The following is a 12,491-nucleotide window of genomic DNA, read 5'->3' on the forward strand; positions in this document are numbered from 1 at the left end:
ATCCTCATTTCCTTATTCTGTTCCCGTTTTTTCTGCAGCACCTTTACCTAAGTAAGCTTCAATAACATCAGGATTATTGCGAATATCATAAGGTTTTCCTTTAGCAATTGATCGACCATGGTCTAAAACTAAGATATGTTCGGAAATACCCATTACTAGTTTAATATCATGTTCAATTAAGATAATAGTTAAATTAAAATCTTGTCTAATACGTATAATAAGTTCTGTCAACTCTCTCGTTTCACGCGGGTTCATTCCCGCAGCAGGTTCATCTAACAATAAAACCAATGGCTTGGATGCTAAGGCGCGTACAATTTCCAAGCGCCTTTGCGCACCATATGATAATTCTTGGGAACAACGGTTAGCCTCTTGTTCTAAATCCATATACGCTAATAAGTCATAAGCTCTTTCAATAGATAATTTTTCTTCTCTCTTAGCCTGAGGAAGACGTAAAAGAATCGGTATAAAACCCATCTTAAGTTTCGTATGCATGCCGATTAATACATTATCCATAACTGATAGTTCGCCAAAAAGGCGAATGTTTTGAAAAGTACGAGCAATACCTAACGAAGTAATTTGATCCGGCTTACAACCTAGCAAAGATTTTTGTTTAAGCAAAACCTCTCCTGCATCAGGTGGATATATACCAGTAATAGTATTAAAAAAAGTCGTCTTGCCAGCACCATTAGGCCCGATAACAGCGGTAATTGAACGTTCCTGAACTTCGAAATCTACGCCATCTACGGCCACCAGTCCACCAAAGCGTTTAACGAGCCCTTTCGTTTGTAAAACAATCGACATCAGATCGTCATTCCTTCCTAACAAATATCCGTTTTTTGTTGCAAAGTACTACTACGATTAACAGGAATATCATAGACGCGATTTTTTGCGGGAATAAATCCTTTTGGACGGTAACGGACAATACAAACTAACATAATACCAAATAAAAGTTTTTGCATTTTTTCTGGTGAAAGAGATAGAGAAAAGTCAAAATTTGTTTGTAAAAATTCCGTTAAATCACTTAAAACCTGATAATTCAAAGTCGTCACCATAGCTGCTCCTAAGATTACACCAGGAACACTACCTATACCACCAAGAATAACCATTAATAAGATACTAATCGATTCAACTAGCATGAAACTCGTTGGATCAATAAAACCTGTTTTAGCAGCATACATAACACCGGCCATACCAGCGAAACAAGCACCGCAAGCAAAAGCTAATAATTTCATTTTAACAATTGGTACGCCCATAGCCTGCGCAGCAATTTCGTTCTCACGTATCGATTTCCAAGCACGCCCAATGCGAGAATGTTCTAATCGAAGGACGACAAAGATGACAAGCGCCAGAAAAAAGATTGCAATAAAGTAAAAATGGTTCGATTGAATCAAGTTGTAACCAAATAATTTAGGCGGTGCAATAAGCGGAATACCTTTAGCACCATTTGTAATATTTAAAGGCTTATCAAGATTATTAATCACAATACGCGTAATTTCACCAAAACCCAACGTAACAACAGCAAGATAATCGCCACGAACGCGCAATACGGGTAAACCGAGAATGAGTCCAACAACAAAAGCTAATGCTGCACCTACAAAGATGAGTGCCCAAAAACTTGTACCGGATAAACCTTCGGCTAAGCCAAATAAATGTTTAGCTTGCGGGCTAGCTAAAATACCATAAGTATAGGCACCAATAGCGAAAAAAGCGATATAACCAAGATCAAGCAATCCAGTAAACCCTACCGTAATATTTAAACCTAAAGCCATGATGACATAGATACAAATTGTCGTGGCAAGTTCCATATACGATTGATATGAACTCGTACCTGAAGCAGATAAGGGAATCACTACAGCTAATAAAACAGCTCCTATAAGCCACTTTATCTTAACAGGTAATGAAGTATAATAAAGGAGTAATAGAGATCCCATAAGTAAAAGAAAGGCTAAAGGGAAACGATCTATATTGTACAAACAAATCGAGCCTAAACTAATAATTCCCAGCAGGGAACAGGCTTGGAAGGATTTGCTTGATTGAAAAAGACGTTGCAAACGCAAAATCATAGTTCTTAATCACCTGTCCCTTCTCTTAATGATCTATAAAAAATACAATGCATAAACAACTTAAAACCTATATAAGTTAAACTTTTTCTTTTACTACCTGACCGAATAGTCCACCAGGCTTGAAAATTAAAACAATAATCAAGATTAAGAAAGTAAATACATCCTTATATTCTGAACCAAACATACCACCTGTTAATGTGCTAAGGTTAGAAGAAGCTGCAATCTCTAGAATACCGATCAAGAAACCGCCAAACATTGCTCCACGAAGGTTCCCTGCACCACCTACAACAGCTGCTGTAAATGCTTTTATACCGATGATAAAACCTATATAGGGATCAATTGTCGGATACTGTTGTGCATATAAAACACCTGTAGCACCTCCAAGTGAGGAACCGATTAAAAAGGTAATAACAATAACTTTATTAACATCAATAGCCATCAATGATGCCGTTTGTGGATCTTGTGCGACGGAACGCATCGCAATACCCCATTTTGTCCGATTAACAAATAAATCTAGACTGATCATAATCGCTACCGCTGCTAAAATAATAGCTATAGTATTAGCTTTAATATTAATATCTTGGAAAAAACTAAAAACTTTTGATAGAGGAATAGTATACTTGTCATTCAAGAGCGTTTGGCCTGTAATATTGTAATTACCACGAACCAATTCAGCTATAAAACGAATAGAATCTTGTAAAAGGAAAGAGATTGCCAAAGCTGTAATTAGGGCAATTAATTTGGGCGAATTCTTTTTTCTTAAGGGCCTATAGGCTAACCTCTCGACACTAACACCTAATACACCTGTTAAAGCACTGGACAACAAGATAATAACCATTAAAACAATCACACCTGGTAACAAATCTAAGCCAAGCATACCCTTTGTCGTCAAAAGAAGCGCCGTACCGATAAAAGCCCCTGTCATAAATATTTCACCATGAGCAAAATTGATAAGCTCTAAAATACCATAAACCATGGTATATCCAAGGGCTACAACAGCATACATAGCCCCCAAGGTCAACCCATCGAAGATTACCTGGGGTCCATTTGCCAATACCTCTAACATTACCTGCGACGCGTTGCCAAACACATGCATTCACACCCTTTCTTAAATAGTTAACTATCATAAATCATATATATAGTTTAAATACCACCTTCTACAATACGGCCATCAGGATCAAATTTATAAACTAAATCGCCTGGGTAATGGTTTTTGCCAAATTTATATATAAAAACCTTGGCATGGATATTGTTACCATACTTATCAAATTGAACATCTGCACCTATATCCTTTAATAAACCAAAACAACGAATAGCCTTAACCATTAACGGCCGATTAAATGCACCATTTGCCAAAAATGCATCTGCTGGCTTTTCAGATTTGCCTTTTATAGGGCAACCATCTTCATTGATTTGCTGATTTAAAATAGAATATAGTACCTTGATAGGATAGACAGCGGCTAAATAAGCATTGTAAGTTACTTCTTCGGTATCCGATTTAAAATGATCCTTAAACCTCTTAATCCACTCTTTACCCTTAGACTGTTTACCGATTTCATCAGCAATCGAAGAATAGAAAACATCGTATAAACGTACATCACCCAAGTTTTTTACAAACTCTTGCGAAGCAATTCCATCGCCACCTAGGAAAGGTCCTTCAAACCCTTTACTGCGAGCTTGTTTATAAAGGTTAACAAAGTCAGGATAAGAACCACCAAACATAATAGCAATATCTTTTGTCGAAGCATATGAATTGCTTTTTTTCAATTCATTAACCTTATTATTAGCTACACGCATCACAGCATTTATAACGCCACTTAAATCTTTTTCACCAGAAATAATTCCTTCGTAGGCTAAAACATTATTACCAGCAGCTTCAAAAGAGTTCTTAAAAGATGCTCCTAATCCATCCCCATAAGGTGTTTTATCTTGAATAACAATCGCATTTTTAAGGTTTAGCTTTTTATAAGCGGTTGCAGCTAAAGCATGCGCTTGTTGATCATCACTGGGTGGAATACGATTAATTACATCAAAACCTAAATTAGTAAATTCATTCCCCGTATTAGCAGGCGAGACTAAAGATAGCCTATTTTTGCTGTAAACATTTGCTGAAGCAATAGAAATATTGGTATTTAAATGACCAACGACTGCTACAACACTCTTATCCATAGCTAGTTGGATTGCATTATTGATACCCTTAACTGCATTCTTTTGATCATCTTTGCATATGATTTCCAAGCTATATCCCATTTTCTTGAAAATACTCTTATGATCATTAACAGCCATATGAGCTCCTTTGCACAAGGTATCTCCCTGTGCAGCCTGCTCGCCAGATAAAGGGGACTGTACAGCTATCCTTAAAACATTTTTGGACATTGGACGGAAAGCTCTGTACAAAGATGGAGCGGCAATGAGGAGAAACAGTAAAATAACTATAATCAACTTTCTAAGCTCTTTCATAGCATATAACTCCTCCTATATAAAAACCAAAAGCATAATAACGCAAAAGATTATTTATAAAAAAACTATACAAAGCGACCTTCCTCCATTTTAATATAAAGATATTTAATAAAATAATAATATTAATAAAAGATTCCGAATCATCTCTCTATTTATTTTATTAATATTTAATTTTTTATATGTTACCTATTGATATTAATCAATATAATTAATATTCTAAATAAATCAAATTATCCCCGGGTGCATATAACCGACAAAAAAATGAACGAAAATCAAGTTAAATTTAACCAAATAATCATTTTATTATAAATTATATTTATTATCTAAACACATGTCTGATTAAGAAATATGTACAAGTGTATTAAAATATAAGTATAATCCATGATAATAAGGTAAAATCCTCGATAATTTATTATAGCATAAACATTTGATTTTTTTCCAAAATTTCCAATCGTAATATATAAAAACAAGGCGAAAGACCTTTAGATTAAAATTTTTTCTAAAAATCCATGATAAAGGATATTTATAAGTCCTACACCTATGCAAATGTGTTAATTTGTATTAATGTGTATAAAAAAGTATTGATTTATACTTTTTTTAAAACTTTTATATATATTTGGACAAAACAGTACGAAACACCTATAATCCCGATAGCGAAAAAACCTTTTTATGATTATAGTAGCAACATTTTTGCAATAAATAGAAAGGTTTCATTTATTTCGAATACTTTTCGTCAAAGGATCATATTCACCAATCATTTTACCTGGGTACTTTTGACCCTGGTAAATCCGGAGGAAAATGGGTGCATGCTGATTTTCACCAAATTGATCTAAGTTAATCTTCGTACCTAGTTTATTCTGATAAGAACCGTATTTACGTAACAGACACGTCAACTTATGCCGATTAATAAAATTACGCTTATTCAAAAATGCTCGCTGACCACACTGTGACTCAAACAATTTATCATACATACTTTTTTTAATCACTGCTAAACCATAATCGGCAGCAGCATAAGCATTTACAGCTACAGCACCAGTCTCGGATTTGTACTTTTTACGATAATTAATAGAAAACTTACGTCCATTTTCAACCGTATTAATATCACCAATCATTGTCGCGTAGACCACACCATCCAAGTTTTTACCAGCTATTTCTAAAATTTCTTCAGTATCAATCGCTTCTCCAGATAAAAAACGCCCGGTAAAACCTTTTTCACGCGCTTGATTAAAAAGAACTCCACATTCAGGGTGTAACCCTGCACAAAAAATGGCATCAGGTTTCTTAACTAAAGACGAATTAATCGTACCACTAAAATCTTCCTCGGCAGCATTAATAGTGCCTACATCAACCACAAGACCACCTAAAGATGTAAAATGCTTAGCCATTGACTTAGCTATGCCTTCGCCATAGGATGTTTTGCTCTGAATAATTCCTAGACGACGCAGTTGAAATTGGTGATAAGCTGCGTAAGCTAAACCTTCGGAAATTTTAAGATCATTCACACAAATACGATTAATAGTCTTTTTACCCAATTTAGTAAGTTCATTACCTGTATTAGCAGGTGAAATCAGCGGCAAAGAACAATTTTCATAAGCAGATGAACTGCTAATCGCTACCCCTGTATCATAATGACCTACAACAAACATAACACGGGGATCATTACACAAACGTTGAGCATTATTATTTCCCTTCAAAGTACTTGCTTGATCATCCATGGGCATTATTTTAAGTTGCAAACCCATCTGTTTAAAAAAAGCCTTATTCTCATCTATGGCCATCGATACACCTTTACGCATCATATCACCTTGTAATGCAGAACTACCAGATAAAGGAGCTTGCAAACCAATAAGCACAATGTTTGTAGAAGGAGGAAAAATCACCCTGGAGATGGAAGGTGCGAAAATTACTGCAACTAGTAGAAGAGTTAAAATGATTTTTCTATTTAGAAAAGATATTGATGCCCCCTCCTTAATAACAAATAAAGTAGACAACTGTATAAAAAAATTCCTGAAAACTCAAAATTAATATACAAATAATTCTAATTTATTGATCAAAACCTTAAAATAGTCGATCGAATTGTCATAAGGTATTTTTTGCTCAAAACAATTATCATAAAATAAAACTTTTAACAGAAAATTAACATTCCATTAAAATAAGTTGTATACATATTATAGCATATTTTAATTATATAATAAAAATATTTTACATATCAATTTAAATTAATTAATATAAAATAATTTGATATGGAAAATATTATACTATTTTATATAAATAAATAATTCGAAAATCTTAAAATAAATTTATCATAGATTATAACAATTGATAGGTCATAAAAAGAAATTAGTAATTTTCCACCATTTTGTTACCGGGGAATATATATTATATAAAATATGACCACAGAGCTTAAACACATGGTATCTATAAAATATACAGATATATTCTTTTTCATAACTTTTTAATCGAAAAACACATGTAGATCATTTTAAAGAAACTAACCGTATGTGTGAAAATATCTAATAATCGGCACATACAAGGATAAGTGTAAAATCTGTGTGTTAGATAATAATTAAGTACATCATAACACGAAATTTAAAATTAATTAATCAATAATATTAATATTTATATAATAAGTTAATTTTAACATAAAAATTATAAATATAAAATGATTACATTAATAATATATATATTTATATTTGATATGACTGAGGTATAATTATTTTACCAAATGTTGTTCCGGAGAAAACGTTTTGCGCCCTTAATAATTGTTTATAAAAAATCCCGCTATCATATATCTAAAACAAAGCGAGCGATATTAAAATAAATCATCAATCCAGTCCCATCTACTAATGTACTAATTAAAGGGCCAGATATAACAGCGGGATCAAAACGCAAACGATGTAAGAAAAGGGGTAAAATGGAGGAAACGAAGGAAGACCATAAAACAATTGCTAGTGTCGAAAGAGGCACAACGTATAAAATGTTATCCTGGCCGACAAATTGAGCGGTAAAATAATAAGTTAATAAACACGATATAAGAGATAGACAACTACCTAACAAAAGTCCACTTACACATTCCTTACGTACAACACGCCAAAGATCACTAAATTTGATTTCTCCTACACCTAAAGCTCTCACAACCGTGTTCACAATTTGTGAACCTGTGTTACCGCCTGTACCGATTAAAAGGGTAAGGAAGAAAGATAAAGCAATATGACGACTTAAAACATCTTGGTAACCATTTAAAACTTTAGCTGTAAAAGAACCACCGATAAATAAAAATAAAAGCCAAGGAATACGACTTTTAAATAATTGAACCACCGAGGTCTGTAAATACGGTTTGTGTAAAGGTTGACTCCCGCCTAACTTTTGAAAATCTTCGGTAGCTTCATCACTTAACACATCTGCCACATCGTCATATGTTAAGATACCAATAAGACGATTTTTGCAATCGACCACGGGTAAGGCATAAAATCCATATCGCGATAAAATTGTTGCCGCTTCTTCTTGCTCCATCATAGCAGGTACAAAAATAACATCTTTTTTACATAAAGATTCTAATGATGTTTGTGGATCAGCTAAAATAATTTCTTTAAGTGAAGCAACACCAACTAATTCACCACGCGAAGATGTCACGTAAACATATGAAATAATCTCTGCCTCTTGACCCCTCTTCCGTAAATAAGAAATCGTTTGTTCACTCGTCCAAAAAGCTCTTGCCACTAAATAATCAGCTGTCGCCCTGCCTCCAGCTGTATGATTAGGATAGGTCATTAAATCTTTAATCTTCTTCCGATAATTTTTCGGAAAAAGCTGAAGCAGCTTTTCTGCTTGCAAAGGATGAATCGCTAATAACATATCCGTAATGGAATCACTAGACATTTGACGCAACACCGGCGTCGCCATAGGCGCTGCCAAATGATGTAAAATTCTATATTGCAATTCAGGTTCTAAATATTCTATCGCCTTAGCTGCATCGATCATCGGTATTTGCTGCAAGACTTCAAGCTGAATATCTCGAGGCAATTTTATAATAACTTCGGCTAGATCACACGGTTGCAACAAAGGTTTAAGGTCTAAGATAGACTTATGCTTTAACGCGGCATCAACATACTGTTGAAGATCTAATTTTTGCAAAACCTTCCCCTCTTTAGTCCAAATATATTTTCAAATTTTCAAACGATCCCTTTGGTTTCACTTGCTTTTTTTGATATTATTTGCTTAATTTCTATATTATTGCTAACTCATTTACACTTCATTTTGCTTATGTTCGAAATAATTTAGAAAAAATATCAGCCTTAAAAATGTTAAATCAAAGAGATCTACTATGAACATTGTACCCGAGAGACAAATAATTGAAATACCATGCTCGACATTTAATAAACCTATCGTGTCAGAATAACAGCTAGGATATTAAAACGTCAATTTATTTTTTATTATAAAACTTATGGTTGATGTTTTTATATTAAGTATAATAATTGATTATTTTGTAAATAAAACAAGGCTAATAAATATCATTTACATTTATAAGAATATTATCTTTTTTATACCTCCTGTTAAATCATTTGCAATTTTATATTAAAATTTTCTTATACATACCAGGAGAAGTAAATTAAATATATTCGTGGTTTGACTTTCGCTACTTTTATGTGGTTGAGCTTTATAGTCAAAAAGGTGTACAATGGCCTCGTTTTGGAGGAGATGGGAGACTGTTGTGGAGCGCCATTTACGCCCCGTCTGGGCAGTAGTAGATATTGGTTCGAATAGCTTACGGTTGGTCGTATATCGTGTTGAGAAAACCGGTTTTTTAACTTTGTTGACAAATTTAAAAAATGCGGTTCGTTTATCAGAATATCTCGATATTAATGGTTGTTTAACACCGGACGCAATTTCAATTTTAGTCGAAACATTGATAGCTTTTAGATCCATTTTACCGGTTTGGAAGCCTGAAAAGCTCGATATTGTAGCTACGGCTCCTTTGCGTTATGCACGCAATCAAGCTGAAATCGTGGATATTATCAAAAAACGCGTCAACTGGACGGTACGTATTTTAAGGGGTGAAGAAGAAGCTCATTATGCTTTTTTGGCAGCTGTCCATACAACATATGTTGAGAATGGCATAGCAATTGATATGGGGGGCGGTAGTACTGAATTAGCCCTTTATCGCGATCGAACATGTATTGCACGTGCCAGTTTGCCTTTTGGCGCTTTATTGTTAGCGCAACGTTTTGCAAATGAAGATCGGTTAACATCAGTTGATAAAGATGGGATAATTTCTTTCATCGCAAAGACATGGCAGAAGATACCTTGGTTGGCTAATTGTTCCTTACCGATCGTTGGTATTGGTGGTACAGTACGCGCATTAGGTAAAGCATATCTAAGGTCGTGCGCCTCACCTATTTCAGATACACATCAAGGTACAATTCCTGAACATGTTGTACTAGACTGGACAAATCGTATCGTATCATTATCGACCCGTGAACGGAGAAAAGATCTAGGAATTCCGCGAGGCAGGACCATTGTTGCTGCGCCAGCTTCTTTAACGATCGGATCTTTGTTGTCATATGCCGGTTCTCCAGCCTTAGTTATATGTCGCGGAGGACTGCGCGAAGGTATGCTGTATGATCGTTTAAATAAAACACAGCATAAGTATCTAAAAAAAATAGTTTCACCATCTATTCGTAGTTTGGCGGAAGCAACACGACGCTATGCAGGATGTGGTTTAACCTCTCCTTTGGCTAATACAACAGCCTTGTTGATGCGCAAATTAAGCCAAGCTGGTTGGTTAACTTTGACAAGAAAAGAGCAACAATATGTTTTAAAAGCAGCCGCCTTAGTACCTATCTATGAAACAGATCGCCGTAATACAGCACGTTTTCAACAAATTCTTAATTGGTCTTGGGATGGTTTTTCGCATGTAGATCAATGTAAATTATTATGGATTTCTTCACCAGGTGATAATTGTTGGCGAGCTTATCGAGCTTGGTGGAATAGAACAATGACCTACGGGCAATGTTGTCAATTACAAAAAATGGCAGCAATTGTTTCTCTAGCAAGAGCTATGACATGGACGCAGCGATCAATCTTAGAGAATATATCATGCACAGAAGATAACAAAGGAAGTAAGATTGTCATTAAATGGACAAATAATGCTTTTTTAGAAAAACAACGCTGCTTAATAGATAAACGACATTTAGAAAAAGCCCTTAGAAGGTCCTTGCGAATAGAGTTTGAAAATTAACAGACCAAATCTCTCATATAAGAGAAATGGTCTGTTTGACTTTTAACGAGGTTGAGTTAAAGCGTGCTGAAAAGAAGGCGGTAATTCAGCATATATTTCTAACCAATTTCCTGTACGAGGATGACGGAAACCTAATTTACTAGAATGTAATGCTTGACCAGATAAATGCGGATCATTTTTACGAGGACCATATACAGGGTCACCTATAATAGGAAAACCTATGTATCTCAAATGGACACGTATCTGATGCGTACGCCCTGTTTCTAGTTGGCAACAAACTAATGTCGCTCCTTCTAACCTACGCACAACATAAAAATGTGTAACGGCATGTTTTCCACGACTTAAAACACAAAAACGTTGCCGATTCCATGGATCACGCCCAAGAGGCACCGCAATTTTCCCTTTATCCTGCCCCATCGATCCTTGGACAAGAGCAAGATATTCACGTTTAACCTGCCGATTACGAATTTGTTCTGCAAGAATACGGTGTGACGTATCATGTTTAGCCACCACCATTAATCCCGATGTATCTTTATCCAAACGGTGCACAATACCCGGTCGATATTCACCACCAACACCTAGTAAGCTGTCACCGCAATGTGCTAATAAAGCATTCACCAATGTACCATGGCCATGTCCAGGTGAAGGATGAACCACCATACCAGCCTCTTTGTTAACGATCAAGATATCGGCATCTTCATAACGTATATCAAGCTTTAAATGTTCAGGCTGCAAACGGCTTGGTAATGTAGGCGGTATTTCAATAGCAATTTTCACACCCGAACGAAAGCGCTGACTGGACTTAACTTTGACTCCATCAACACTTACACGACCGGCATTTATCCAAGCTTGAACCTGAGATCGTGTCCATGATGGCTCTAACATAGGTAAAATACGATCGATGCGCTCTTGCGCCTCCTTCATCCCAACAACAAAAACTTTCCTCTCAGCCATGTTTTTTCTCCTGACGCCATAATTGCCAAACAAGGCTGACAAAGCCAGCACTAATAGCAATATCAGCAACATTAAATATAGGCGAAGTGATCAGATCAAAGAAAATAAAATAGAAAAAATCGACCACAGACTCAAAACGAATACGATCAATCATGTTACCTAAACCTCCACCCAAAATAAGGGATAGAGACCAAGCCATACCCGGTTGAGTTTTCGACCACTTAGGTAACAGATAAATCGATACCACAGTTACAATAACAGCTATACTAACGAATAACCATATCTGATCCTTTAAAATACCAAAAGCAGCTCCGCTATTAAGTTTTGATTTAAAATAGAAAAAACCATCGATCACAGGGACAAGCTTCCCTTGCTGGAGTTGATTAATAACCAAAGCCTTGCTCCATTGATCTAAGATAAGGATAGCCAATGCAACAAGAATTGTTCCCACCAGCGTCTTCACAGTCGTATTTGTACCCTTTTCACCTAAAGGTAAAGGAGATTTTTCTGACAAAAGATCAACTCCCTGTTATAAAAATAATAAAAACAAAAAGAAAATAAAATAATCAAAAAATATAATGAAATAATAAAGAATAAAAGTAAATAAAACAAAAAATAAAAGATAAAACTAAATAAAGTTAAGAAATCAAATTTAGCAAATTTTATAACTTTTTTCATCTAGCTTTTTTCAAAGAGCAATGTTAACTAACAAAAGCATAACAAACGTATCAACAAAAATATTAGCACAACTTGCCTTTTCTTAATACCTCATGTTA

General features: G+C 35.0%; 9 protein-coding genes. 1 reads left to right on the plus strand and 8 read right to left on the minus strand.

Annotation, left to right across the window (positions count from 1 at the left end):
• Positions 1–12 precede the first annotated feature (12 nt).
• From VS182_RS07310 to mgtE, 6 genes are all read right to left on the minus strand, one after another.
• Positions 13–801 carry an ABC transporter ATP-binding protein gene (locus tag VS182_RS07310; protein WP_479484494.1) on the minus strand — a complete coding sequence of 263 codons (789 nt, stop codon included), beginning with the start codon at positions 799–801 and terminating at the stop codon, positions 13–15.
• A gap of 17 nt (positions 802–818) precedes the next feature.
• Entirely contained in the window at positions 819–2,063 is a 1,245-nt protein-coding gene (locus VS182_RS07315) for a branched-chain amino acid ABC transporter permease (protein WP_479484495.1), read from the minus strand.
• A 76-nt stretch (positions 2,064–2,139) separates the two neighbouring features.
• Entirely contained in the window at positions 2,140–3,129 is a 990-nt protein-coding gene (locus VS182_RS07320) for a branched-chain amino acid ABC transporter permease (protein WP_479485171.1), read from the minus strand.
• A 77-nt stretch (positions 3,130–3,206) separates the two neighbouring features.
• Positions 3,207–4,523: a branched-chain amino acid ABC transporter substrate-binding protein gene (locus VS182_RS07325; RefSeq protein ID WP_479484496.1), complete on the minus strand. Its 1,317-nt coding sequence runs from the start codon at positions 4,521–4,523 to the stop codon at positions 3,207–3,209.
• A 710-nt stretch (positions 4,524–5,233) separates the two neighbouring features.
• A complete protein-coding gene (locus tag VS182_RS07330; protein ID WP_479484497.1) occupies positions 5,234–6,514 on the minus strand; it encodes a branched-chain amino acid ABC transporter substrate-binding protein in 1,281 nt (426 codons plus the stop codon).
• Positions 6,515–7,307: 793 nt separating this feature from the next.
• A complete protein-coding gene (mgtE, locus tag VS182_RS07335; RefSeq protein ID WP_479488699.1) occupies positions 7,308–8,657 on the minus strand; it encodes a magnesium transporter in 1,350 nt (449 codons plus the stop codon).
• Between the two features lie 544 nt (positions 8,658–9,201).
• On the opposite strand from mgtE, the gene VS182_RS07340 reads away from it, so the two are divergent.
• Positions 9,202–10,761, plus strand: a complete 1,560-nt coding sequence (locus VS182_RS07340) for a Ppx/GppA phosphatase family protein (RefSeq protein ID WP_479492579.1) — start codon at positions 9,202–9,204, stop codon at positions 10,759–10,761.
• Positions 10,762–10,803: 42 nt separating this feature from the next.
• On the opposite strand, the gene VS182_RS07345 is transcribed toward VS182_RS07340, so the two are convergent.
• Positions 10,804–11,715 (minus strand): RluA family pseudouridine synthase, encoded by a 912-nt coding sequence (locus VS182_RS07345; RefSeq protein ID WP_479484500.1) that lies wholly within the window; start codon positions 11,713–11,715, stop codon positions 10,804–10,806.
• Entirely contained in the window at positions 11,708–12,229 is a 522-nt protein-coding gene (gene lspA, locus VS182_RS07350; RefSeq protein ID WP_479484501.1) for a signal peptidase II, read from the minus strand. The genes VS182_RS07345 and lspA overlap by 8 nt, the downstream gene beginning before the upstream one ends.
• Between the last annotated feature and the right edge of the window lie 262 nt (positions 12,230–12,491).

The organism is Pasteuria ramosa (assembly GCF_056496785.1).

Coding starts and splice junctions, on each gene's coding strand:
- VS182_RS07310 (WP_479484494.1), bottom strand. CDS start 801: ATGTCGATTGTTTTACAAACGAAAGGGCTCGTTAAACGCTTTGGTGGA.
- VS182_RS07315 (WP_479484495.1), bottom strand. CDS start 2,063: ATGATTTTGCGTTTGCAACGTCTTTTTCAATCAAGCAAATCCTTCCAA.
- VS182_RS07320 (WP_479485171.1), bottom strand. CDS start 3,129: ATGTTAGAGGTATTGGCAAATGGACCCCAGGTAATCTTCGATGGGTTG.
- VS182_RS07325 (WP_479484496.1), bottom strand. CDS start 4,523: ATGAAAGAGCTTAGAAAGTTGATTATAGTTATTTTACTGTTTCTCCTC.
- VS182_RS07340 (WP_479492579.1), top strand. CDS start 9,202: ATGGCCTCGTTTTGGAGGAGATGGGAGACTGTTGTGGAGCGCCATTTA.
- VS182_RS07345 (WP_479484500.1), bottom strand. CDS start 11,715: ATGGCTGAGAGGAAAGTTTTTGTTGTTGGGATGAAGGAGGCGCAAGAG.